General features: G+C 70.9%; 19 protein-coding genes. 15 read left to right on the top strand and 4 right to left on the bottom strand.

Going from position 1 to position 25,254, the window contains the following annotated elements:
* Window positions 1–136: 136 nt before the first annotated feature.
* From BCD48_RS24980 to BCD48_RS24910, 15 genes are all read left to right on the top strand, one after another.
* A complete protein-coding gene (locus tag BCD48_RS24980; RefSeq protein ID WP_007519871.1) occupies window positions 137–499 on the top strand; it encodes an NADH-quinone oxidoreductase subunit A in 363 nt (120 codons plus the stop codon).
* Window positions 490–1,323 (top strand): NuoB/complex I 20 kDa subunit family protein, encoded by an 834-nt coding sequence (locus BCD48_RS24975; protein ID WP_071050805.1) that lies wholly within the window; start codon window positions 490–492, stop codon window positions 1,321–1,323. The genes BCD48_RS24980 and BCD48_RS24975 overlap by 10 nt, the downstream gene beginning before the upstream one ends.
* Window positions 1,323–2,003: an NADH-quinone oxidoreductase subunit C gene (locus tag BCD48_RS24970; protein ID WP_071050803.1), complete on the top strand. Its 681-nt coding sequence runs from the start codon at window positions 1,323–1,325 to the stop codon at window positions 2,001–2,003. Before BCD48_RS24975 ends, BCD48_RS24970 begins: the two co-directional genes overlap by 1 nt.
* A 112-nt stretch (window positions 2,004–2,115) precedes the next feature.
* Window positions 2,116–3,474, top strand: a complete 1,359-nt coding sequence (locus tag BCD48_RS24965) for an NADH-quinone oxidoreductase subunit D (protein ID WP_071050801.1) — start codon at window positions 2,116–2,118, stop codon at window positions 3,472–3,474.
* A complete protein-coding gene (nuoE, locus tag BCD48_RS24960) occupies window positions 3,474–4,298 on the top strand; it encodes an NADH-quinone oxidoreductase subunit NuoE (RefSeq protein ID WP_071050800.1) in 825 nt (274 codons plus the stop codon). Before BCD48_RS24965 ends, nuoE begins: the two co-directional genes overlap by 1 nt.
* Window positions 4,299–4,300: 2 nt before the next feature.
* On the top strand, window positions 4,301–5,617 hold the full coding sequence (nuoF, locus tag BCD48_RS24955) for an NADH-quinone oxidoreductase subunit NuoF (protein ID WP_071050843.1): 1,317 nt from the start codon (window positions 4,301–4,303) through the stop codon (window positions 5,615–5,617).
* 36 nt (window positions 5,618–5,653) lie between these two features.
* The gene (locus tag BCD48_RS24950; protein WP_071050799.1) at window positions 5,654–8,212 is read left to right on the top strand and encodes an NADH-quinone oxidoreductase subunit G; all 2,559 of its coding nucleotides are present in this window, start codon (window positions 5,654–5,656) and stop codon (window positions 8,210–8,212) included.
* Window positions 8,209–9,531, top strand: a complete 1,323-nt coding sequence (gene nuoH / locus BCD48_RS24945; protein ID WP_071050796.1) for an NADH-quinone oxidoreductase subunit NuoH — start codon at window positions 8,209–8,211, stop codon at window positions 9,529–9,531. Before BCD48_RS24950 ends, nuoH begins: the two co-directional genes overlap by 4 nt.
* A 3-nt stretch (window positions 9,532–9,534) precedes the next feature.
* Window positions 9,535–10,092 carry an NADH-quinone oxidoreductase subunit NuoI gene (nuoI, locus tag BCD48_RS24940; protein WP_071050795.1) on the top strand — a complete coding sequence of 186 codons (558 nt, stop codon included), beginning with the start codon at window positions 9,535–9,537 and terminating at the stop codon, window positions 10,090–10,092.
* Window positions 10,092–10,976: an NADH-quinone oxidoreductase subunit J gene (locus BCD48_RS24935; protein WP_071050794.1), complete on the top strand. Its 885-nt coding sequence runs from the start codon at window positions 10,092–10,094 to the stop codon at window positions 10,974–10,976. The genes nuoI and BCD48_RS24935 overlap by 1 nt, the downstream gene beginning before the upstream one ends.
* Window positions 10,973–11,272 (top strand): NADH-quinone oxidoreductase subunit NuoK, encoded by a 300-nt coding sequence (nuoK, locus tag BCD48_RS24930; RefSeq protein ID WP_007514768.1) that lies wholly within the window; start codon window positions 10,973–10,975, stop codon window positions 11,270–11,272. The genes BCD48_RS24935 and nuoK overlap by 4 nt, the downstream gene beginning before the upstream one ends.
* A gap of 219 nt (window positions 11,273–11,491) precedes the next feature.
* Window positions 11,492–13,465 (top strand): NADH-quinone oxidoreductase subunit L, encoded by a 1,974-nt coding sequence (gene nuoL / locus BCD48_RS24925; RefSeq protein ID WP_071050793.1) that lies wholly within the window; start codon window positions 11,492–11,494, stop codon window positions 13,463–13,465.
* Between the two features lies 1 nt (window position 13,466).
* Window positions 13,467–15,029, top strand: coding sequence for an NADH-quinone oxidoreductase subunit M (locus tag BCD48_RS24920; protein ID WP_071050792.1), 1,563 nt, complete (start codon window positions 13,467–13,469; stop codon window positions 15,027–15,029).
* Window positions 15,026–16,612 (top strand): NADH-quinone oxidoreductase subunit NuoN, encoded by a 1,587-nt coding sequence (gene nuoN / locus BCD48_RS24915; RefSeq protein WP_071050791.1) that lies wholly within the window; start codon window positions 15,026–15,028, stop codon window positions 16,610–16,612. Before BCD48_RS24920 ends, nuoN begins: the two co-directional genes overlap by 4 nt.
* A 140-nt stretch (window positions 16,613–16,752) precedes the next feature.
* Entirely contained in the window at window positions 16,753–17,754 is a 1,002-nt protein-coding gene (locus BCD48_RS24910; protein WP_071050790.1) for a polyprenyl synthetase family protein, read from the top strand.
* Window positions 17,755–18,078: 324 nt separating this feature from the next.
* On the opposite strand, the gene BCD48_RS24905 is transcribed toward BCD48_RS24910, so the two are convergent.
* The 4 genes from BCD48_RS24905 to BCD48_RS24890 form a co-directional block, all read right to left on the bottom strand.
* On the bottom strand, window positions 18,079–19,674 hold the full coding sequence (locus tag BCD48_RS24905) for a hypothetical protein (protein WP_131804100.1): 1,596 nt from the start codon (window positions 19,672–19,674) through the stop codon (window positions 18,079–18,081).
* A gap of 282 nt (window positions 19,675–19,956) precedes the next feature.
* Window positions 19,957–21,765 carry a hypothetical protein gene (locus BCD48_RS24900; RefSeq protein WP_071050788.1) on the bottom strand — a complete coding sequence of 603 codons (1,809 nt, stop codon included), beginning with the start codon at window positions 21,763–21,765 and terminating at the stop codon, window positions 19,957–19,959.
* Between the two features lie 315 nt (window positions 21,766–22,080).
* Entirely contained in the window at window positions 22,081–23,154 is a 1,074-nt protein-coding gene (locus tag BCD48_RS24895) for a 2-oxoacid:ferredoxin oxidoreductase subunit beta (protein WP_071050787.1), read from the bottom strand.
* Window positions 23,151–25,037, bottom strand: coding sequence for a 2-oxoacid:acceptor oxidoreductase subunit alpha (locus BCD48_RS24890; protein WP_071050786.1), 1,887 nt, complete (start codon window positions 25,035–25,037; stop codon window positions 23,151–23,153). The genes BCD48_RS24895 and BCD48_RS24890 overlap by 4 nt, the downstream gene beginning before the upstream one ends.
* Window positions 25,038–25,254: the final 217 nt, after the last annotated feature.

Raw genomic sequence — 25,254 nt, 5'->3', positions numbered from 1 at the left:
GCGGGAATCACCGCCGCGACCGGCGGCATGGCATCACCAAGACAGGCCTCCGGGGAAGCGGTCCTGACCGGCCGGAGGCGGGGCAGGGAGCCCGGCGCACCGCCGGCCACACTTTCTCTGGGGAGAGGAGCTCGGCATGCTCTCCAACTACGTGCCGATCCTCGTCCTGATCGCGATCGCCACGGCGTTCGCGGCCGGGTCGATCGTGATCAGCATGTTGGTCGGGCCGAAGCGGTTCAACCGGGCCAAGCTCGACGCCTATGAGTGCGGTATCGAGCCGGCACCGCAGGAGGCCGGCCCGCGCCGTTTCCCGGTGAAGTTCTATCTCATCGCGATGCTCTTCATCGTGTTCGACATCGAGATCATCTTCCTGTACCCGTGGGCGGTGGCCTTCGGCGGGCTCGGCGTGTTCGGCCTGGTCGAGATGGTGCTGTTCGTGGCAACGGTGTTCGTCGCCTACGCGTACGTCTGGCGGCGGGGAGGCCTGGAATGGGACTAGAGGAGAAGCTGCCCGGAGGCGTGCTTCTCGCCAGCGTCGAGAAGCTCGCGGGACTGGGTCGCAAGTCGTCGCTGTGGCCGGTGACGTTCGGCCTCGCCTGCTGCGCCATCGAGATGATGGGTACCGGCGCGGCGCGGTACGACCTTGCCCGCTTCGGCATGGAGGTCTTCCGGGCGAGCCCCCGCCAGGCCGACCTGATGATCGTCGCCGGCCGGGTCAGCCAGAAGATGGCCCCCGTGCTGCGCCAGATCTACGACCAGATGGCCGAGCCCAAGTGGGTGCTGGCCATGGGCGTCTGTGCCTCCAGCGGCGGCATGTTCAACAACTACGCGATCGTGCAGGGCGTCGACCACATCGTCCCGGTCGACATGTACCTGCCCGGCTGCCCGCCGCGTCCGGAGATGCTGATGGACGCGATCATGAAGCTGCACCGGAAGATCCAGACCGGCCCGGTGTCCGGCAAGCTGGACCGCACCGAGATCGGCGAGTCGCCCTACCCGAAGCCCATCGAGGTCGCGACCGCCCAGTCGGCGCTGCCGGCGGGCAGCCTCGACACCCGGACGCTGTCGGTCAACGACCGCAAGCGCTTCAGGATGCCCGCCGACGCCCCGCTGCCGGCCGGCCGTGGTGCCGTCGAGCCCGCGGCGCTCGACGCGCGCAAGCCGGCCGCGGTCGTCCCGCCGTCGGTCTTCGGCCGGCGCAAGCAGCTTCCGGTCGTCGGGCAGCCGTCGACCACCGGCAGGCTCGACGAGTTGTTCGACGCCGAGCCGACCGACGACGTACACGGGCGGGACGGCGGACCGACCACCGAGGACCTGGGCTGATGAGCGAACTGGTACCGAACGGATCGGCGGCCGCGGGCGGTCGCCGGCAGGACGCGTTCGGCGCGAAGGGTACGGGCGACACCTCCGGCTTCGGCGGCCTCGTCGCCCCGGCGCCGGTGCTGGGATCCAGCGAGCGGCCGTTCGGCGACGACGACGCGGACAAGGTCTACGACGCGCTGGAGCGGGCGTTCCCCGGCCTCGACGAGGCGATCGAGCGGGTTGTGTTCGACCGCGGCGAGCTGACGCTTTACGTGCGCCGCGAGTACCTGCTCGCCGTCGGTCGCACCCTGCGCGACGACCCGGCGCTGCGCTTCGAGCTGCTGTCCTCGCAGTCCGGCGCGGACTACCCGGACGATCCGACCGGGCGGCGGCTGCACTCCGTGGTCCACCTGGCGTCGCTGACCCACCGGCGCCGGATCCGGGTGGAGGTGTCCGTGACCGTCGAGGACCCGGTGATGCCGAGCCTCACCTCGCTGTGGCCGACGGCGGACTGGCACGAGCGGGAGACCTACGACTTCTTCGGGATCATCTTCGAGGGCCACCACGCGCTGACCCGGATCATGATGCCGGACGACTGGGTGGGCCACCCGCAACGCAAGGACTATCCGCTCGGCGGTATCCCGGTGGAATACAAGGGCGCCCAGGTGCCCCCACCCGAGAAGCGTCGGAGCTACTCGTGAACAACGACCTGAAGCGATGCCTGACCAGCAGGTTCGCGATGTCATCAGGGGCGTCTGGAGACGTGTTGAAGACCGTTCTCCCGGCCCCCCTGGCCACGATCGAAGGTGTGTCATGACCGCCGACACGCATACTCCGCCCGGGGCGGCCCCCTACGAGGCCGGCTTCACCGAGGGCGGCGCGAACCGGGTCTACACCGTCACCGGCGGGGACTGGGAGCAGGTGCTCGGCGCCGGTGAGGAGGGCGCCGAGCAGATCGTCATCAACATGGGACCGCAGCACCCGTCGACGCACGGCGTCCTGCGGCTGGTCCTCGACATCGAGGGCGAGACGGTCCGCCAGACCAGGCTGGTCATCGGCTACCTGCACACCGGCATCGAGAAGAGCTGCGAGTTCCGCACCTGGACGCAGGCGGTCACCTTCCTGACCAGGGCGGACTACCTCTCCCCGCTGTTCACCGAGACGGCCTACTGCCTGTCCGTGGAGCGGCTGCTCGGCGTCACCGACCAGATCCCGGAGCGGGCGACCGTCATCCGCGTCCTGGTGATGGAGCTGCAGCGGATCTCCTCTCATCTCGTGGGCCTCGCCACCTCCGGTATGGAGCTCGGCGCGACCACGGCGATGATCGTCGGTTTCCGCGAGCGCGAGAAGATTCTCGACCTGCTCGAGATGATCACCGGCCTGCGGATGAACCACGCCTACATCCGCCCCGGTGGGCTCGCCCAGGACCTCCCGGACGGCGCCGAGCGCGCGATCCGCGAGTTCCTCGTCGACATGCCGAAGCGGATCAAGGAGTACCACCGGCTGCTGACCGGCCAGCCGATCTGGAAGAACCGGCTGATCGACGTCAACTACCTCGACGCGTCGTCCTGCCTGGCCCTCGGCATCACCGGCCCGATCCTGCGGTCCGCCGGCCTGCCCTGGGACCTGCGCAAGACCATGCCGTACTGCGGCTACGAGACGTACGAGTTCGACGTGCCGACGGCGACCGAGGCCGACTCCTTCGCGCGCTACCTGGTGCGACTGGAGGAGATGGGCGAGTCCCTGAAGATCGTCGAGCAGTGCCTGGACAAGCTCTCGAGGCTTGGTCCCGGCCCGGTCATGGTCGCGGACAAGAAGATCGCCTGGCCGGCGCAGCTGTCTATCGGCTCCGACGGCATGGGCAACTCGCTCGACCACATCCGCAAGATCATGGGCACCTCGATGGAGGCCCTGATCCACCACTTCAAGCTGGTCACCGAGGGCTTCCGGGTGCCGCCGGGCCAGGTCTACACGGCCGTCGAGGGCCCGCGCGGCGAGCTCGGCGTGCACGTCGTCAGCGACGGTGGGACCAAGCCGTTCCGCGTGCACGTGCGCGACCCAAGCTTCGTCAACCTGCAGGCGGTGCCCGCGATGACCGAGGGCGGACAGATCGGCGACGTGATCGTCGCGGTCGCCTCGGTCGACCCGGTGCTCGGGGGAGTTGATCGCTGATGCCACTCACGGACGAGACCCGGGCCGCCGCCCGGGAGATCATCGCCCGCTATCCCGTGGGACGGGAGCGCTCGGCGCTGCTGCCGATGCTGCACCTGGTCCAGGCCGCGGAGGGCTGCGTCACGGCCGAGGGGGTCGACCTCTGCGCGCGCGAGATCGGGATCACCGCGGCCGAGGTCAGCGCGGTCGCGACCTTCTACACGATGTACAAGCGCCGCCCGGTCGGGGACTGGCTGGTCTCGGTCTGCACGAACCTGTCCTGCGCGCTGATGGGCGGCCAGGAGGTCTACGACCGGATCTCGAAGAAGCTCGGCGTCGGGCACGACCAGACGACGCCCGACGGCTCGATCACCCTTGAGCACGCGGAATGCCTCGCCGCGTGCGACTACGCCCCGGTGATGACCGTCAACTACGAGTTCTACGACGGTGTCGACGAGGGCGCGGCCGAGGGCCTCGTCGAGGCCCTCCAGCGTGGCGAGCGCCCCCTGCCCACCCGTGGCGGTCCGCTGTGCACGTTCGCCGAGGTCTCCCGCCAGCTTGCCGGCTTCGAGGACCCGCGGCCCGAGGGCATCGCCGGCCCCGGCTTCCTGGAGCCCTCGGTGGCCGGCCTCACCCTCGCGGAGCAGGCCGGCTGGCGCGGCGAGGTCGCCGGCTCGTCCGCGGCCGGTCCGGCCGGCGCCGTGCCGGTCGAGGACGTGCCGGTCGAGGACGTGCCGCCGGACAGGGTGCCCGCGGACGGCGCCCGGTCCGGGGCCACCCCGGCCGCCGGCGCTCCGACGACGACACCGGCCGCTCCTGCCGCTACGAAGTCAAAGGGGGCGTGACGATGCCCGTCACCCCGGTTCTCACCGCGCGCTGGAAGGTCCCCGGCATCTGGACGCTCGACACGTTCGAGCGCCACGGCGGCTACGACTCGGTGCGCACCGCGTTCGCCAAGGGCCCGGACGACATCATCAAGATGGTCAAGGACTCCGGTCTGCGCGGCCGCGGCGGCGCCGGCTTCCCGACCGGGATGAAGTGGAGCTTCATCCCACAGGGCGACGGCAAGCCGCACTACCTGGTCATCAACGCCGACGAGGGCGAGCCGGGCACCTGCAAGGACGCCCCGCTGATGATGATCGACCCGCACTCGCTGATCGAGGGGATCATCGTCGCCTCGTACGCGGTGCGTGCCAACCGGGCTTTCGTCTACGTCCGCGGCGAGCTGGTGCACGCCGCCCGGAGGCTGCGCAACGCCACCGCCGAGGCGTACCGGGCCGGCTACCTCGGCAAGGACATCCTGGGCAGCGGCTTCGACCTCGACCTGGTGATCCACTCCGGTGCCGGCGCGTACATCTGCGGCGAGGAGACGGCCCTGCTCGACTCGCTCGAGGGCCGGCGCGGCCAGCCGCGGCTGCGCCCGCCGTTCCCGGCGACGCATGGCCTCTACAACTCGCCAACGGTGGTCAACAACGTCGAGACGATCGCCTCGGTGCCGTTCATCGTCAACAACGGCGTCGAGTGGTTCCGCTCGATGGGCACCGAGAAGTCGCCCGGCCCCAAGATCTATAGCCTGTCGGGCCACGTCACCCGGCCCGGCCAGTACGAGGCGCCGATGGGCACCACGCTGCGCGAGCTGCTGGAGATGGCCGGCGGGGTGCGCGGCGGCCGGGCGCTCAAGGCCTGGACGCCCGGCGGCTCGTCGACCCCGATGCTGACCGCCGAGCACCTCGACGTCCCGCTGGACTTCGACGGCGTGATGGCCGCCGGCTCGCTGCTGGGCACCGCCGCGCTCATGATCATGGATGACACGGTGGACATGCTCAAGGTCGTCCGCCGGCTCACCCAGTTCTACGCGCACGAGTCCTGCGGCAAGTGCACGCCGTGCCGCGAGGGCACCACCTGGATGGTGCAGATCCTGTCCCGGATGGAGCGCGGCCAGGGCGACCCGAGCGACATCAACACCCTGACCGACGCCTGCGACAACATCTTCGGCCGGGCGTTCTGCGCGCTCGCCGACGGCGCGGTCTCGCCGATCGTCTCCGGCATCAAGCACTTCCCGGAGGAGTTCGCCGCGGCGGCCCAGCCACGGCCGGCGGACCAGGCGCAGGGCTCCAGCAATGGCGTCGCCACCGGGCCTGCCGCCCTGGCGGGAGCGCACTGACATGGGATCGTCACTGATCATGGAAGCGGTCGGAATATGACTGTCACCGCGGACGCCGCGGCCGGACCGGGCGGGCCTCCCGCCCCGCCACCCGACCACGTCACGCTGACCATCGACGGGCTGCCGGTCAGCGTCCCCAAGGGCACGCTGATCATCCGGGCGGCCGAGCTGCTGGGCATCGAGGTCCCGCGGTTCTGCGACCACCCGCTGCTCGACCCGGTGGGTGCCTGCCGGCAGTGCATCGTCGAGGTGGAGGGCCAGCGCAAGCCGGTCGCCTCCTGCACGACGACCGTCGCCGCCGACATGGTGGTGAAGACGCAGCTGACCTCCCCGGTCGCCAGCAAGGCGCAGGCCGGGACGATGGAGTTCCTGCTGCTCAACCACCCGCTGGACTGCCCGGTCTGCGACAAGGGCGGCGAGTGCCCGCTGCAGAACCAGGCGATGGCCAACGGCGGCAGCGAGTCGCGGTTCAAGGAGGAGAAGCGGACCTACCCGAAGCCGCTCGCCATCTCCTCGGAGATCCTGCTCGACCGTGAGCGCTGCGTGCTCTGCGCGCGCTGCACCCGGTTCTCCGCGCAGATCGCCGGCGACCCGTTCATCGAGCTGTTCGAGCGGGGCGCCGCCGAGCAGGTCGGCGTCGCGGGCGACGAGCCGTTCTCGTCCTACTTCTCCGGCAACACGGTGCAGATCTGCCCGGTCGGCGCGCTCACCAGCGCCGCCTACCGGTTCCGCTCCCGCCCGTTCGACCTGGTCTCCACGCCGACGGCGTGCGAGCACTGCGCGTCGGGCTGCTCGCTGCGCACCGACCACCGGCGCGGCACGGTGATGCGCCGCCTCGCCGGCGACGACGGCGCGGTGAACGAGGAGTGGAACTGCGACAAGGGCCGGTTCGCGTTCACCTACGCCCGCCAGGCCGACCGGCTCACCACCCCGCTCATCCGGGATGGCGAGACCGGCGAACTGGTCGAGGCGAGCTGGACCGAGGCGCTCGAGTACGCCGCGCGGGGTCTCGCCGAGACCCGCGACCGCTACGGCGTCGGGGTGCTGGCCGGCGGCCGGCTCACGCGGGAGGACGCCTACGCCTACGCGAAGTTCGCCCGGCTGGCGCTGCGCACCAACGACATCGACTTCCGGGCCCGGCCGCACTCGGCCGAGGAGGAGGCGTTCCTCGGGCACGCGGTCGCCGGCACCGGCATCGGCGTGAGCTACGCCGACCTGGAGGCCGCTCCCACCGTCCTGCTCGTCGCCTTCGAGCCGGAGGAGGAGTCGCCGATCGTCTTCCTGCGGCTGCGCAAGGCGGTCCAGAAGCGTCGTACGGCCGTCTACGCCGTCGGCCCGGTCGCGACCCGCGCGCTCGGCAAGCTCGCCGGCACCCTGCTGCCGGTGGTGCCGGGCGGCGAGGCCGACCTGCTCGCCGGCCTCGCCGGCGGGCGGCCCGGTCCGGACGGCGAGCTCGCGGCGAGCGTCTCCGAGGCGCTCCGGGCCCCCGGCGCGGTGATCCTGGTCGGCGAGCGGGCCGTCGAGGCGCCGGGCACGCTGACCGCGGCGCTGCGCCTGGCCGAGGCGACCGGTGCCCGGCTCGGCTGGGTGCCGCGCCGGGCGGGCGAGCGCGGCGCGCTCGCCGCCGGTGCCTTCCCGTCGCTGCTGCCCGGCGGCCGCCCGGTCGCCGACCCGGCGGCGCGCGCCGAGGCCGAGGCCGTCTGGGGGACGCCGGTTCCCGGCGCGCCCGGCCGGAGCACCGCCGAGATCCTCGCCGCCGCGGCACTCGAGAACGCCGGGCTCGACGCCCTGGTCGTCGCCGGCGTCGACGTCGAGGACCTGCCGGACCCGGCGGCGGCGCTGGAGACGCTCGCGACCGTGCCGTTCCTGGTCTCGCTGGAGATCCGCCGCTCGGCGATCACCCAGGTGGCCGACGTGGTGTTCCCGGTCGCCCCGGCCGCGGAGAAGGCCGGCTCGTTCGTCGACTGGGAGGGGCGGCTGCGCCCGTTCCAGCGGGCGCTGGAGACCCAGGCGCTGCCGGACCTGCGGGTGCTGCACCTGCTGGCCGCGAAGATGGGCATCGACCTCGGCGTCGCGGACGTCGGCGCCGCCGCCCGCGAGCTCGCCGCGCTCGGCCGGGCCGGCGCCGAGGTCGCACGGGTGCCCGCGCCCGCCTCCTCGGCCGTGGCGCCGGTCACCCCGCCCGTCGGTACGGCCGTGCTCGCGAGCTGGCACCAGCTCATCGACGACGGCGCGCTGCAGGCCGGCGAGCCCTACCTCGCCGGTACCGCCCGCCCGGCCGCGGCGCTGCTGTCGGCGGCGACCGCCGCGGAGGCGGGCGTGGCCGACGGTGGCCTGCTGACCGTCAGCACCGAACGGGGATCGGTGACGCTCCCGGTGGAGATCGCCGACATGCCCGACCGGGTGGTCTGGGTGCCGACCCACTCGCCCGGCTCGCACGTCCGCCGGGCGCTGGCCGGGTCCACCGGCGGGATCGTGAAGATCGCGGCCGCCCAGGCGCCGGGGACGGTGCCGGCGCCCGCGGTGCCGGCGGCGGCCACGACCAGGAGCACTATCACTGCCGGAGGCCCCGTCACCGCTGGAGGGGCAGCATGAGCGACTCTGTAACCACCGTGCTGCTCGCCGCGGGCAGCACCGGCGCCGACCCCGACCTGACCAGGTTCGGCTCGGACCCCTTCTGGCTGATCCTGATCAAGGGTGTGGCGGTCTTCGCCTTCCTCATGATCATGACGTTGTTCGGCATCGTGTTCGAGCGCAAGGTCGTCGCCCGCATGCAGGTGCGGCTCGGCCCGAACCGGCACGGGCCGAAAGGCTGGCTGCAGAGCCTCTTCGACGGCGTCAAGCTGATGCTGAAGGAGGACATCATCCCGGCGCTGGCCGACCGGCCGGTGTTCCTCCTCGCGCCGCTGGTGTCGGTCATCCCGGCACTGATCGCGTTCGCGGTCATCCCGTTCGGGCCCGAGGTCTCGATCTTCGGTCACCACACCGTGCTGCAGCTCGCCGACCTGCCGGTCGGCGTGCTCTACCTGCTGTCGGCGGCGTCGCTCGGGGTGTACGGGCTGATCCTGTCCGGCTGGTCCAGTGGGTCGACGTACCCGCTGCTCGGGTCGCTGCGCTCGGCCGCGCAGATCATCTCCTACGAGATCGCGATGGGCCTGGCGTTCGTCGCCGTGTTCATGTACTCCGGGACGCTGTCGACCTCGGGCATCGTCGAGAGCCAGCACGACTGGTGGTACATCGGGCTGTTCCCGTCGTTCGTGATCTACATGATCTCGATGGTCGGCGAGACGAACCGGACGCCGTTCGACCTTCCCGAGGCCGAGGGCGAGCTGGTCGGTGGCTTCCTCACCGAGTACAGCTCGATCAAGTTCGCGTTCTTCTACCTCGCCGAGTACGTCAACCTGGTCACCGTCTCGGCGGTCATGACGACGCTGTTCCTCGGCGGCTGGCAGCCCCCGCCCATTCCGGGGCTGTCGGGGCTCGACCACGGCTGGGTCCCGCTGATCTGGTTCATCGTCAAGCTGCTGCTCGTGATGTTCTTCTTCGTCTGGCTGCGCGGCACGCTGCCCCGGCTGCGCTACGACCAGTTCATGAGCTTCGGCTGGAAGATCCTCATCCCGGTCGGCCTGGTCTGGGTGCTGTTCATCGCGGCGCTGCGGACCATGCGGGACAACAACACCTCGGGCCTGCGTCCCTGGCTGATAGCCGTCGCTGTCATCCTCGGCCTGTTCGTCGTCGCCGAGTTCGCGTTCGGCGGGCGGCGAGGCGAGATCGACGAGGACGACGAGGACGACGTCGGGCCGCCGAGCCTCGAGCGCATCCCGTGGCCCCCGCCCGCCGAGACGGGCGCCGCGACCCCCGCCGCTTCACCCATCGTCATGCCGGCTGGCCCACGCCAGCGTCAGGAGAGCTGAACCATGGGCTCCTTCGATTTTTTCAAGGGCTTCGGCCTCACCTTCGGCAACATGTTCCGCAAGCCGGTCACGGAGTCGTACCCGGAGCAGAAGAAGGAGACGGCGCCGCGCTTCCACGGCCGTCACCAGCTCAACCGGCACCCGGACGGGCTGGAGAAGTGCGTCGGCTGCGAGCTGTGCGCCTGGGCCTGCCCGGCGGACGCGATCTACGTCGAGGGTGCCGACAACACCGACGAGGAGCGCTACTCGCCCGGTGAGCGGTATGGCAAGGTCTACCAGATCAACTACCTGCGCTGCATTATGTGCGGTCTGTGCATCGAGGCGTGCCCCACCAGGGCGCTGACCATGACGAACGAGTACGAGCTCGCCGACGACAGCCGCAACGACCTGATCTTCACCAAGGAGCAGCTGCTCGCGCCGCTGCGGGAGGGGATGCAGGAAGCGCCCCACCCGATGTACCTCGGTGACAGCGAGACCGACTACTACCGCTGGGACCCGAACACACCGTTGCCCGCCTTCCAGGAGCTGGCGCGCGACGGCGGGTCCGGTTCGGAGCACTGATGGACCCGCACCTTCTCGCCGCGGCGGCGCCGATCACCAGTACCTCGGGTGGCGAGGCGCTGACCTTCTGGATCATCGCTCCGATCGCGGTGCTCGGCGCCCTCGGCATGGTGCTCGCCAAGAACGCCGTGCACGGCGCGCTGCTGCTGGTCGCCAACCTGTTCTGCGTGGCGGTCTGCTATCTGCTGCAGGATGCGCCGTTCCTCGGCTTCGTGCAGATCGTGGTCTACACGGGCGCGATCATGGTGCTCTTCCTGTTCGTGCTGATGCTGATCGGCGTCGACTCCACCGAGTCCCTCGTCGAGACGTTGCGCGGGCAGAGGCTGGCGGCGACCGTGCTCGGCCTCGGCTTCGCGGGCCTGCTCGTCTTCCCGCTCGGGAAGGTCATCAAGGGGCAGCCCGCGGCCGGCGTCGCGGACGTGAACAAGGCCGGCGGCGGCAACATCCACGCGATCGCCCGGCTGTTGTTCACCGACTATGTGTTCGCCTTTGAGGCGGTGTCCGCGCTGCTGGTCATCGCGGCCGTGGGCGCGATGATCCTCACCCATCGTGAGCGGACCGGGCCGAAGCCGTCGCAGCGGGAGACCCTGCGCAGGCGGATCGAGAGCGGCGCCGTGCTCACCCCGGTGCCCGGCCCCGGCGTGTACGCGCGGGCCGACTCGGCCGACCAGCGGCCGGCGCTGCCCGGCGGCTCGAACGGCCTGGTCGGCGGCGCGCCGTCCGAGCTGGGGCCCGGTGGTGGCGCGGCCGGTGGCCGCGGCGACGATGCCGGCGCGGGCGACGCGGGCGACGGCAAAGCCCCGTCCGGCCCGGTGCCCGCCACGGGGCCGGGCGCGGCTGGTGGCGCGGCGCCGGTCGGCGCCGGGAAGGGGAGCGGGCTGTGAACCCGGGGAACTACCTGGTGCTGTCCGGGCTGCTGTTCGCGATCGGCGCGGTTGGGGTGCTGGTCAGGCGCAACGCGATCGTCGTGTTCATGTGCGTCGAGCTGATGCTCAACGCGGTGAACCTGTCGCTGGTCACCTTCTCCCGGATACAGGGCAACCTCGAGGGCCAGGTCATCGCGTTCTTCGTGATGGTGGTGGCCGCCGCCGAGGTCGTGATCGGGCTCGCGATCATTCTGACGATCTTCCGAACGCGCAGGTCGGCGTCGGTCGACGACGTGAACCTCCTCAAGTACTGAAGGGCCAAAGGGTGTGCGAAAATGATCTTCTTTCGCGCGCCCGGCGGCCGTTGTCCCCAGGGCGGCTAAGGGCCAAAGCCCACAAGTGATCCGGACGAGGCCGACGCGGCCCCGCGCGACATGCGCGCGCGCTGCCGGCTAAGCGAAGAACGGACGAACTGCAGTGAAGCTGGAAGTCCTCGACGGCGCGACGCCGTCGCACCTCGGGACCGGTCCGCGATGACGCCGGCGGTTGCTGCGGGCGCCGAGGGGGGCGCCGTCCACTACGCCGCGGCCAGCGGTGCGTTCTCGCTGTCGTGGCTGCTCATCGCGCTGCCGCTGGCCGGCGCCGCGGTGCTGCTGCTCGGCGGTAAGCGCACCGACAAGTTCGGCCACGTCGTCGGCACGGTGGCGGCACTCGCGAGCTTTGTCGTCGGTCTGGTCATCTTCTTCACCCTGGTCGGCAGGGACGGCTCCGACCGTGCCGTCTCGCAGCACCTGTTCTCCTGGATCCCGGTAAACGGCTTCCAGGTCGACGCCGGACTGCTCGTCGACCAGCTCTCGGTCGTCTTCGTCCTGCTGATCACCGGTGTGGGCACGTTGATCCACATCTACTCGATCGGCTACATGGCGCACGACCCCGGCCGGCGGAAGTTCTTCGCCTACATGAACCTGTTCCTCGCCTCCATGCTGCTGCTGGTGCTGGGGAACAACTTCCTGGCGCTCTACGCCGGCTGGGAGCTCGTCGGCCTCTCGAGCTTCCTGCTCATCAAGTTCTGGGAGTACAAGCCGGCGGCGGCCACCGCGGCGAACAAGGCCTTCTACATGAACCGGGTCGGCGACGTGGGCCTCGCGATCGCCATCATGTTCATGTTCGGCACGCTCGGCTCGACGAACTACGACCACGTCTTCACCGCGGCCGCCGGCGGCGCCATCGGCCACGGCACCATCACCGCGATCGCGCTGCTGCTCCTGCTCGGCGCCTGCGGCAAGTCCGGCCAGTTCCCGCTGCAGGCCTGGCTCCCGGACGCCATGGAGGGCCCGACCCCGATCTCCGCGCTCATCCACGCGGCGACGATGGTCACCGCCGGCGTCTACCTGATCGCCCGGTCCGCCCCGGTCTTCAACGAGACCCAGGCCGCCCGCACGGTCGTCGTCATCATCGGCGCCGTCACCATCCTCATCGGGTGCGTGATCGGCTGCGCCTACGACGACATCAAGAAGGTGCTCGCCTACTCGACGGTGAGCCAGATCGGCTACATGTTCCTCGCCGTCGGGCTCGGGCCGGCGGGCTACGCCCTGGGCATCGCACACCTGCTCGCGCACGGCTTCTTCAAGGCGGGCCTGTTCCTCGGCTCCGGCTCGGTCATCCACGCGATGGACGACGAGCAGGACATGCGCAGGTACGGCGGCCTGTGGAAGTACATGAAGGTCACCTGGGTGACGTTCGGGCTCGGCTACCTGGCCATCATCGGCTGCCCGCCGTTCTCCGGGTTCTTCACCAAGGACAAGATCATCGAAACGGCCTTCGACAAGGGCGGGACGTCCGGCTACATCCTCGGGATCGTCGCGCTGCTCGGTGCCGGGATCACCGCCTTCTACATGACGCGGCTGTTCCTGATGACCTTCCACGGCAAGGCGCGCTGGTCGCACGAGGGTGCGGACGCCAAGCACCCCCACGAGTCGCCCACGACGATGACCGGCCCGATGATCCTGCTGGCCATCGGCTCGGTGGCCGCCGGAGCGCTGTTCGTCGTCGGCGGCACCCTGCAGGACTGGCTCGCCCCGGTCGTCGGCGAGCACGGCGAGGCCGACCACGTGCTCTCGCCGACGGTGCTCACGCTGCTCACCCTGGTCGTCAGCGCCGGCGGCCTGGCCGGCGCCGTCCTGCGCTACCAGCTGCGCCCGGTGGACGCGGTGGCCAAGCCCGACGCCGCGGTCAGCCCGCTGACCGTCGCCGCCCGCCACGATCTGTACGCGAACACCTTCAACGAGGCCGCGTTCATGATCCCGGGCAACTACCTGGTCCGCTTCCTGGTCTGGTTCGACAAGATCATCATTGATGGCCTGGTCGGCGGGACCGCGGCGACCATCGGTGGCCTGTCCGGCCGGCTGCGGCGCACCCAGACCGGCTACGTCCGCACCTACGCTCTATCGATGTTGGGAGGCACGATCCTCGTGGTCGGTGCCCTGCTGTTGGTGAGGGCGGGCTGACGTGCATACCGTTCCCTGGCTGACGATCCTGCTGGTCATCCCGGTCGCGGGCGCGATCCTGGTCGCGCTGCTGCCCAAGCGTGCGAGCACGCTGGCCAAGCAGGTCACCCTGGTTCTCACGCTCGTCGAGCTGGTGCTCGCGGTTCTCGCCACCATCGCCTACGAGCCCGACAAGCCCGGCTTCCAGTTCGCCCAGCGGTACGACTGGATCAAGCAGTTCGGCGTGTCCTACTCGGTCGGCGCGGACGGCATCTCGATCGTGCTGATCCTGTTGGCCTCGGTCCTGATGCCGGTGGTTGTGCTGGCGTCCTGGCACGAGGCCGAGGAGGGCAAGCGCGGCGTCGGGGCGTTCTTCTCGCTGCTGCTCGCGCTGCAGGCCGGCATGGTCGGCGTCTTCGCCGCCACCGACGTGTTCCTGTTCTACGTCTTCTTCGAGGCGATGCTCATCCCGATGTACTTCCTCATCGGGAGCTACGGGGCGCCGAAGGAGCAGACGCAGCGCTCGTACGCGGCGGTCAAGTTCCTGCTCTACAGCCTGTTCGGCGGTCTGCTGATGCTCGCGGCGGTCATCGGCCTCTACGTGGTCTCGGTGCACCAGCTCGGCCATGGCACGTTCGACTTCGCCGCGCTGCGCCAGATGCACATCGACGAGGACACGCAGAAGTGGCTGTTCCTCGGCTTCTTCATCGCGTTCGCCATCAAGGCACCGCTGTTCCCGTTCCACACCTGGCTGCCGGACGCCGGCGCCCAGTCGCCCACCGGCGGCGCGGTGCTGCTCGTCGGCGTGCTCGACAAGGTCGGCACCTTCGGCCTGCTCCGCTACTGCATCCCGCTGTTCCCGGACGCGGCCGACTACTTCGCCCCGCTGGTGCTCGCCCTCGCGGTGATCGGCATCTTCTACGGCGCGCTGCTCGCGATCGGGCAACGTGACATGAAGCGGCTGGTCTCGTACACCTCGCTCGCCCACTTCGGCTTCATCGCGCTCGGCTGCTTCGCCTTCACCTCGCAGGCCGGCACCGGCGCGGTGCTGTACATGGTCAACCACGGCCTCTCCACCGGCCTGCTGTTCCTGGTGGTCGGCTTCCTGGTCGCCCGCCGCGGCAGCCGGGACGTCGACGCCTACGGCGGCATGGCGAAGGTCACCCCGGTGCTCGCGGGCGTGTTCCTCATCGCCGGGCTCTCGTCGCTGGCGCTGCCCGGCCTGAACAGCTTCGTGTCGGAGTTCCTCGTCCTGGTCGGCACGTTCACCGAGTACAAGGCGCTGGCGATCGTCGCGACCTGCGGCATCGTGCTGGCCGCCATCTACGTGCTGCATCTGTACAAGCGGACGATGACCGGGCCGGTGGTCCACGAGGAGAACAAGCTCGTCGCCGACCTGTCGCTGCGGGAGAAGCTCGTGGTCGCCCCGGTGGTCGCGCTCATCGTCGCGCTCGGTGTCTACCCGAAGCCTCTGATCGACATCATCCGCCCGACGGTCACGGCCACGTTCACCGATGTCGGGCACCATGACCCGGCACCGAGTGTCCCGGTAGCCGGTGTGACCACCACCGGAGGCCACTCGTGAGCGCCGCTCCCGTCGTCCTCGCCGCGTCGTCGGCGACGACCGTCGCGCCCATCCAGACGCCGCACGTCGAGTACTCCTCGATCAGCCCGCTGCTGATCGTGCTCGGGCTCGCGTTCGCCGGCATCCTGGTCGAGGCGTTCGCGGCGTCCGAGGCCCGCCGGCGGATTCAGCCGGTGCTCGCCTTCGCCGGCTTCGCCGCGGCGTTCATCGCCGTCGTGCTGCTGCACTCCCGCCGCGCCACGCTGGTGTCCGGCGCGCTCGCCATCGACGGCCCGACGCTGTTCCTCGAAGGCACGATCCTGCTGTTCGGCCTGTTCGCGGTGCTGCTGGTCGCCGAGCGTCGGCTGGATTCCTCGGGCGGCGCCATCGTCGCCTCCGCGTCCGTCACGCCCGGCGCGGCGGGGTCGACCGCGATGCAGACCTCCAAGGAGGTCCAGACCGAGGCCTACCCGCTGCTGGCCTTCTCGGTCTCCGGAATGCTGATGTTCGTCGCGTCGAACAACCTGCTGGTGATGTTCGTCGCGCTGGAGATCCTCTCGCTGCCGCTCTACCTGCTGGCCGGGCTCGCCCGCCGCCGGCGGCTCCTCTCGCAGGAGGCGGCGATGAAGTACTTCCTGCTCGGCGCGTTCTCGTCGGCGTTCTTCCTCTACGGCCTGGCGATGATCTACGGCTACGCCGGCACCGTGCGCCTCGGCGCCATCGCGGACGCGGCCGGCAGCGCGAGCGCGAACGACACCTACCTCTACCTCGGGATGGGCCTGCTCGCCGTCGGTTTCTTCTTCAAGATCGGCGCGGCGCCGTTCCACTCCTGGACGCCGGACGTCTACCAGGGCTCGCCGACGCCGGTCACCGCCTTCATGGCCGCGGCCACCAAGGTCGCCGCCTTCGGCGGCCTGCTGCGGGTCTTCTACGTCGCCTTCGGCGGCCTGCGGTGGGACTGGCGGCCGGTCATCTGGGGTGTCGCGATCCTCACCATGGCCATCGGTGCCGTGCTGGCCCTGACCCAGCGCGACATCAAGCGGATGCTGGCCTACTCGGCCATCGCGCACGCCGGCTTCCTGCTCGTCGGCCTGGCGGCCGCGAACACCGACGGCCTGTCCGGCTCGATGTTCTACCTGGTGACCTACGGCTTCACGACGATCGCCGCGTTCGCCGTCGTCTCCCTGGTGCGCACCGGCGACGGCGAGGCCAGCGACCTGTCCCAGTGGCAGGGCCTCGGACGTACCTCGCCGTGGCTCGCGGGCATCTTCGCCTTCCTGCTACTCGCGCTCGCCGGCATCCCGCTCACCAGCGGCTTCACCGGCAAGTTCGCGGTGTTCCAGTCGGCCATCGAGGGCGACGCCACCCCGCTGGTCGTCATCGCGCTGGTGTGCAGCGCGATCGCCGCGTTCTTCTACGTGCGCGTGATCGTGCTGATGTTCTTCTCCGACCCGCCCGCCGATGGCCCGGTCGTGGTCACCCGGCCGAGCCTCACCTACGCCACCGTGGGCGTCGGCGCGCTCGTCACCCTGCTTCTCGGTGTAGCTCCACAGCCTTTGTTGGACCTCGCCAGTCACGCGGCGGCCTCAGGCTTCGTACGCTAGAGGGCCAAAGGGCGTGCGAAAATGATCCTCCTCGCACGCCCGGCGGCCGTACTCCTCCGTGAGAGGGCCAAAGGGCGTGCGAAAATGATCCTTCTTCGCACGCCCGGCGGCCGATACCCCCCAGGATCACAAATGGCGGTATGAGCAGAACCGGGCTGGACACCATGGGGATCAGGGCAGACCCTGATCTCGAATCCGCCGTGCGAGCGGGCCTCACGGACGTCGAGCGACTCCTGCGCGAGGCGGTCCGCAGTGAGTTCACGTTCGTCACGGAGGCATCGCGGCATCTCACCGACGCGGGCGGGAAGCGCTTCCGTCCGATGGTGGTGCTGCTCGCGGCGCACTTCGCCGACCCGGCCGCGCCGGAGGTGATCCAGGCCGCGGCCGCCATCGAGCTGACCCACCTGTCGACCCTGTACCACGACGACGTGATGGACGAGGCCCCGCTCCGACGCGGGGCCGCGTCCGCCAACGCCCGGTGGACGAACACGGTGGCGATCCTCGTCGGGGACTACCTGTTCGCGCGGGCCTCGGAGATCACCGCCGACCTCGGCCCCGAGGCGACCAGGATCCTCGCGCAGACGATCGCGACGCTGTGCGAGGGCCAGATCCGCGAGACCGTCGGGCCGATGCCGGACGACGACCCCGTCGAGCACTATCTTCGGGTCGTCACCGGCAAGACCGCGTCGCTGATCGCCGCATCCGGCCGCCTCGGCGCGATGATGGCCGGCGCCGACCCTGTGACGGCCGACATCCTCGCCACCTTCGGGGAGCGCATCGGCGTCGGCTTCCAGCTCTCAGACGACATCATCGACGTCGCCTCAGAGAGCGCCGCCTCCGGCAAGACCCCCGGCACCGATCTGCGGGCCGGCGTCCGCACGCTGCCGATGCTGTACGCCCTGCGCGGCCAGGACGCGGGCGCGGACCGGCTGCGCGAGCTGCTGGCCGAGGGCTTCGCCTCCGACGCGGCGCTCGGTGAGGCGATCGAGATCCTGCGCTCCCACCCCGGTATGGACGAGGCCCGGGCTCAACTGAACTCCTGGGCGTCAAGCGCCCGCGACTGCCTGGCTCCGCTCCCGGAGGGCTCCGCCAAGACCGCCCTGGAGAGCTTGGCCGACTTCGTCGTCGCCCGCACGGGCTAGGGCGCCGGGCCGGGGTTCCTGCCGGATCGGCGGAGCTTGCGTAGCCGATCTGGGAGGTCCGGGACGCGCCGGCCGCCTGTCGGGCGCCTAGGGCGCCCTCCCTGCGTGGTGCCGGGTACAGGCGTATGGCCGTGATTGGTGTGGTGCCGGGCTGAGGCCGTGGTCGCGTTGGCGCTGCGCTTTAAGGCGCTGTCGCGTGCTGGGGCTGGGTTGCGCTTGCGGCCGGGTGGCGGCGACTGGCCGGCGGTGGACGCGAAGCGGCCCCGCACCCGGAGAGCGCGCTTCGGGGGCGGGGCCGGTCTTCTTCGGCCTATCAGGCTTTGGTTAGGAATGCCAGCCGATCGTCGCCTTGGTGAACCAGTCGGCGTCCTCGAGCGGGTCGGGCTCGGGGGCGGGGTCGGGGTCTGTCACCGTGATCGGATCCGCGGGCGCGGACGTCGAGGCGGTCGTGTCGGAAGGAGTCCCTGAGCCGGTCGAGGTCGGGTCGGCCGCCGCGGCCTGCTGGCTGGCCACGGGGTCCTGGTCCGTCCCCTGAGGCTGTCCCGCGTCGTTCGGCGGCGCAGCATTCGGCGCCGTCGCGGTTGGGTCGGTGCCTGGGTCGGCCGTGGCGTCCGGCGGGGGAGTCGCCTCGCCCTGCTCCGGCGAGTCCGTGGGCGATGGGCTCGGGGTGGGGGTGTCGGTGGCCGGGACGCCGCCGATCCCGAACCAGTTGAACACCGAGCTGCCCGTCGCCGGCTGGTCCGTCGCCGCGGCTGGGGCACCAGTCGTCGGGTCGGTGGCGGACCCGTCCCGCGGGGTGAGCGGAATGACCGGAATCTCGCTGCTGCTGAGGCCGTCCGTCGGGTACGGCGAGTCCGCCGAGCCGTCGACGGTGGGGTCGTGCGTCGGGTCGTAGGAGTCGACCAGCGGGTCGTACGCGCCCGCGGCGTCGACGTAGCCGCCACCGGTGTCCGATGGCTGCTGCCCGCCGGAGTCGGACTGGTTGGGCACCATGGGCACCACGGGTACCTGGGGAGTGAGACCCGGCGTGATCGGCGACGAGGCGCTCGCCGCGGACGTGTCCGCGTCGGAGCCCGTGGACTGGACGGACGGGAACTGGCCCGTCGACGTTCCGCCTCCGGGCCCTGCTGGAATGATCAGCGGGCCGGTGTCCGTGGCGAGCACCGCGCTGCCGACGAGCGCCGAAAGGCCGGCGAGCGAGGCCGTGCTCGCGATGGCGAGCTTCGCCCTGGCGCTGCCAGGCCGCCCGATGGGCGCTCGGTGCGCTCCCGGCGACCGCTGCCCTCCTTCGGGCTTCTCGCCTCTCGCCCGGGCACCGCCACCGCTCGGCGAGCCCCGCCTGCCGGTGGAACGCGCCTCACGGCCGACTCCGCTGGGGAGGCCACCGGTGTCGTCGATGCCCCGTGACGAGAAGGCGGCGGGAGTGGCGGCGATGAACGTCGTGCCCACCGGGACGACCGGCACGCCGTACAACGGCTCGTCCTCGAGGACCGTGTAGTCGGCGTCGTCGGTGTAGTCGGTGTCGTCCGCGTATGCGTACGGGCCGCCGACGGCGTCACCGCCGTCACCGCCCGGGTATTCGTAGCCCTCCGCGTAGCCGTGGCCGCGCGAATAGTCGAAGTGGCCGGGGCCGGCGGAGTCCGTGTGGCTCGGGTAGCCCTCGTATCCGTACCCGTAGCTACCGCCCTGCCGCTCGGCGGCGCGGTCCCGGCGCGCGGAGGTGCTGAGGGAGATCGGACCGGTCACCGTGTCGAGCTCGCCGGGCGGCAACACCGGTGGGCGTGCCGGAAGCGGCGCGGCGAAGGCCTGCTGAGGAGCGAGGGCGCGACCGCGGGCATACGGCCACCCCGAGGGTTCTTCAGCCCGCGGGGCATCCTGGGTACCGGTCCAGCCCTGCTGGCCGGCCACGTAGCTAACCACGTCGCGCCCCAGTGGGCGTCAGAGCGCCGACGAGCACCAACGGGCACCCGACCTCGTACCCGTGGTGACGGAAGTAGTGCCTGTGCCAGTCACGACTGTGCCTGTTACGGCGATGCACGGAGCCTCCGGCTTTGGTTCGGTGTGGACCCCCCCGGGCGACACCGCACGCACCCCCACGCGCACCCACACAGTATCGGACATCAGTCACGTTCGCGCACCGGGGTATCGCCATCGGCGACCATCCGGACGCCCAACCGACACCCAATGGGCGGTGGGCGGATGTCAGGCTCCCGGGACCGGGAACGGAGCCGGCGGGGCCGGCGGGAAGTTGCCGCGCGCCGCCGGTGTCACGGTCGCCGTCGGAGCCGCCCCCTCCGCCGGAGCGGGTGGCTTCCCCACGCTGGGCGTCGCGCCCACGGACAGCGGGAAGACGGGAGAGCCAACGGCCTGGCCGAAGGCGCCACCCGGCGGCAGGGTCCCGACCGCCGACGGGCTCGGCGCGCTGGCGGCGCCGCGTTGGGTCAGGGGGATCACCGGGAAGGGGTAGGTCCTCGTCGCGCGCGGCTGCGCGGCGCCGGGAGCCGGCGTACCGGCCGCCAGCGTGTCCTTGTCGCCCTGATCGTCGCCGGTCGCGACCAGCCGCAGCGAGACGGTGCCCGCGATCGCGGCGGCCACAAGGCAGCAGACCACGAGCAGCACGGCCCGACGGCGACGGCGCCGGGCTCGCCGCCCACCGGGTCTGGCCGACCTGACGGCGGGCCCGTTGGCCGGTTCGCTGTTCGACGCCGCCGGCTGGTCCGCCGCCGTCCCACTCGCCGGCGGATCCCCCACCGAACCGTCGGCCGGCGAGTCGCCGCCCGCCGGACCGTAGGGCGGTGAGCTGTCCGTCCAGGCGCCCGCCGGGAAGGCCGCCGTAACCTCCGGAGCCGTGGCCGCCGTCGCTGGCCACGGGTCGCCCGCCTCCGCTGGCCACGCCGGATAGGGCCACGGCGCGCCAGGCGAGGCCAGGTCAGGCTGTGTCAGGTCAGGCGCCGTGGGAGCCGGCGACAGGCCGTCGGACCAGACGGGCGCCGCCGGCATGATCGGGATGGCACTGGTGTCCGTCGCCGCGAACCCGCCGCCGCCGAGGTCGGTCGGCGGCGGCGCGTAGTAGATCGGAAACGCGCCGGTCTGCGTCGCGGGATCCGCCGCGGCCGGGAACGGTGTCCCTCCCGTACCTCCAGGCGGCTGCTGGTAGATCGTTCGCTGGTAGGCGTAGAACTCGAGCTGGTAGCCGGCGACCTGATGAGGCTGGTCCGGGTCCGGCTGGCCGGTGTAGGGCGGGCTCTGCCCATACGCGCTCTGCTCATACGCGCTCTGCCCGTAGGTGCCCGGCGCGAACTGGTCCTGGTAGGGCCCGAGCGGCTGGGTGGGTGGCCCGGCGAACGTGCCGGTCGGGTGCTGGTACGACGTGTGCGGCGGCGCTGGCTCGTGGGGCGGGCCGATCGGGATCGCGCCGGTGTCGGCGGGAGCGAACCAACTTCCCGGATCGGGTGACGCCGCCCCCTGGTCAGGCTGCTCGTATCCCCACTGGCCATATGGCGCCGGCGGAGGGATGCCGTAGTCGGCGGAGGTGCCGGCGGGCACCGAGGCCTGGCCGGGAGCGGGATACGTCCCGGCGTCGCCGTACGGCGGCCAGCCTGGCTGCTCCGGGGGCGCCGGCGGCCAGGGCGCGGGCTGCTCGAGCCATGGCGAGGGCACCGGCTCGTAACGGGCGGCGTCGCCGGTGGGCGCCTCCGGATACGGCGGTGGCGGGTGGCCTATCTGGCTGTGCGCCTGCCCCTGGTAGGCGGGCGGCGGCGGGGGCGCGACGTCGTCGGCCGGGTCGCGGTACGGCGTCTGCATATACAGCGGGCCCAGCGGGATGGCGCTCGTCTCGCTGGCGAGGAAGCCGCCGCCGAAGTCGGTGGGCGGGGGCTGGTACGAGAACGTGAACTCACCGGTCCGCGGCCACGGGGAGACGTCGTCCGGGACGGACGCGGCGCTGTCCGGGCCGGCGGCTGTGCCCAAGCCGTCGGCTTCGCCGCCAGACCGGGCCGGGTTGCCATCCATTGCCGGTAGCGCCTCCGCGTCCCTGGGCCGGTCGTGCCGCCGTTCGCGAATGGAACGGACCTGTCACTGACCATAGTTCCACCGGATACCCGCGACTCTCCCGCGGCGGGTGAGTTGCGTACAGAGTTCGTGGCCTGACCGTTGCCGGACGAGACGGTAGAACTCGGCGCGACGTCGCGGGGGACGCTCCGCGAGATCTGGTGCCATGGCCGTCCGTAACGGCGATGGCCGGGGCGGCTGGTGTGCCGCCCCGGCCATCGGGAGATCGCTGCCCATTGACCGAGGCCGACGAAGTCGACCTCGGTCAGCCCGGGATCAGGAGATCGTCCAGGTCTCCTTGCCCGCGACCAGGGACATCAGGTTGCCATCGCCCTGGCGCTGCTTGGCCCGATCGATCTGGGCGTTGAGCTCCTCGTCGTAGCTGGGCACGTCGACGTCGCGGAAGACGCCGATCGGGGTGACACCGTGGGTGTCACCGGTCAGCCGGGACAGGGCGAACTGCTGGCTCGGGTCGACGGCGTGCGCGTCGTGGACGAGCACCCCCGCGTCACCGGCGGCGCCGACCTCCAGGCTCCCGTCGGCACCCCGGCGGATCGCCTTGCTCCCGTCGGCCCCGAAGGCGAGCGGCTGGCCGTGTTGCAGGCGCAGCGTCACGTCGTCGCGGGTGTCCCGGTCCTTCATGGTGTCGAAGGCGCCGTCGTTGAAGATGTTGCAGTTCTGGAAGATCTCCACGAAGGCGGCGCCGGGGTGCTCCGCGGCGGCCCGCAGCACCGAGGTGAGGTGCTGGCGGTCCGAGTCGACGGAGCGGGCGACGAAGGTCGCCTCCGCGCCGAGCGTCAGCGACGTCGGGTTGTACGGCCGGTCCAGCGAGCCGTGCGGGGTCGACTTCGTGATCTTCCCGATCTCGGAGGTCGGGGAGTACTGGCCCTTGGTCAGGCCGTAGATCCGGTTGTTGAACATCAGGATCTTGATGTTCACGTTCCGGCGCAGCGCGTGCAGCAGGTGGTTCCCGCCGATCGACAGCGAGTCGCCGTCGCCGGTGATGACCCACACCGACAGGTCGGGCCGCGAGGTGGCGAGGCCTGTCGCGATCGCCGGCGCGCGGCCGTGGATCGAGTGCATGCCGTAGGTCTGCAGGTAGTACGGGAAGCGCGACGAGCACCCGATGCCCGAGATGAAGACGATGTTCTCGCGGGCGACCCCCAGCTCCGGCAGGAAGCCCTGCACGGTCGAGAGGATGGCGTAGTCACCGCAGCCAGGGCACCAGCGGACCTCCTGGTCCGAGGCGAAGTCCTTGCGGCTCTGCGGGCCCGGGGCAGCCGGGACCAGGTCGAGCAGCCGGTTGGTTACCCGGCCACCGCCGACCTTGCCGTTGGTGGTGACGGTCACTGGTTGATCACATCCTCCAGAACGCCCGCGAGCTCCGCCGCCTTGAACGGGAGGCCTCGGACCTGGTTGTAGCCGATCGCGTCGACCAGGAACTCGGCCCGGACCAGGGTGCGCAGCTGACCGAGGTTCATCTCAGGCACCAGCACCCGGTCGTAGGACCGCAGCACCTCGCCGGTGTTGGCGGGGAACGGGTTGAGGTGGCGCAGGTGCGCCTGGGCCACCTGCAGGCCCTTGGCCCGCACCCGGCGGACTGCCGCGGCGATCGGGCCGTACGTCGAGCCCCAGCCGAGTACGAGCACGCGGGCCGAGCCGGACGCGTCGTCGACCTCCAGCGGCGGGATGTCGGCGGCGATGCCGTCGATCTTCGCCTGGCGGAGCCGGACCATCTGGTCGTGGTTGTTCGCGTCGTAGGAGATCGTGCCCGAGCCGTCCGCCTTCTCCAAGCCGCCGATCCGGTGCTCCAAGCCCTTGGTGCCCGGGACCGCCCACGGGCGGGCCAGCGTCTGCGGGTCACGCAGATACGGCCAGAAGTCGTCGTCGTGGTTCGGCTCGGTCGTGAGCTGGATCGGGATCTCCGGCAGCTGGTCCCGGGTCGGCAGCAGCCACGGCTCGGAGCCGTTGGCCAGGTAGCCGTCGGAAAGGATGAACACCGGGGTGCGGTACTTGGTCGCGATCCGGGCGGCCTCGATCGCGGCGTCGAAGCAGTCCGACGGCGACCGCGGGGCGATGATCGGCACAGGGGCCTCGCCGTTGCGGCCGAACATCGCCTGCATCAGGTCGGACTGCTCGGTCTTGGTCGGCAGACCCGTCGAGGGGCCGCCGCGCTGGATGTCGACGATCACCAGCGGGAGTTCGAGGCTGACGGCGAGACCGATCGTCTCGCTCTTGAGCGCCACACCCGGGCCGGACGTGGTGGTCACGCCGAGCGAGCCGCCGAACGAGGCGCCGAGCGCCGCGCCGATGCCGGCGATCTCGTCCTCCGCCTGGAAGGTGCGGACGCCGAACTGCTTGTGCTTCGAGAGCTCGTGCAGGATGTCGGACGCCGGGGTGATCGGGTAGCTGCCGAGGAACACCGGCAGGCCGGTGAGCTCGCCGGCCGCGACCAGGCCGTAGGACAGGGCCAGGTTGCCGGAGATGCGGCGGTAGGTGCCCGCCTTCATCCGGGCCGGCGCGACCTCGTAGGTAACCGAGAAGGACTCGGTCGTCTCGCCGTAGTTGAAGCCCGCGCGGAAGGCCGCGACGTTCGCCTCGGCGATCTCCGGGCGCTTCGCGAACTTCTGCCGGAGGAACTCCTCGGTGCCCGTGGTCGGCCGGTGGTACAGCCAGCTCATCAGGCCGAGGGCGAACATGTTCTTCGCCCGCTCGGCTTCCTTCTTGTTCACCGCGCCGGCGACGCCGTCGGCGGCGTTCACCGCGTTGATGGTCATCGAGGTCAGCGGGACCTTGTGGACGCGGAACTTGTCCACCGTGCCGTCGGTCAGCGGGTCTGCCGTGTAGCCCGCCTTCTTCAGGTTTCCACCTGTGAAGGCGTCGGTGTTCACAATGAGGTCGGCACCCGGTGGGAGGTCCTTCAAATAGGCCTTCAAAGCGGCCGGGTTCATCGCCACCAGGACATCCGGCGCGTCGCCGGGCGTCAGGATGTCGTGGTCGGAGAAATGCAGCTGGAAACCGGACACACCGGCCGGGCTACCCGCTGGGGCGCGGATCTCGGCGGGAAAGTCCGGGAGCGTCGACAGGTCGTTTCCGAATGTCGCCGTCTCGCTCGTGAACTGCTCGCCGGTGAGCTGCATGCCATCGCCGGAGTCGCCGGCGAACCGCACGACGACCCGGTCGAGCCGGCGGGTCTCCCGCTCCCGGGCCTGCTCGCGGACCTGCTCAGACACCTTCAGTAACCTCCTCAGGTACCGGTCCAGCCTACCTGTCGGCCTATTTGGGCGCGCGCATAGCGGCGCCTGTGCCGCCGGGGGGCGAGCCGTCCAGCAGGTCGGGGTGGCACCAGCTCGTCCGTAGTCCTATCACGCTCCGTGTTGGAGGCATCTCTGTCTGTCGTGTTGCTTGCGGGTTGCCGGGTGGTAGCGGCGTCCGGGCTGGTACCCGGGT

The organism is Pseudofrankia coriaricola (assembly GCF_001854805.1).
GTDB lineage: Bacteria > Actinomycetota > Actinomycetes > Frankiales > Frankiaceae > Pseudofrankia.
This window is presented reverse-complemented; position numbering and strand designations above follow the sequence as displayed.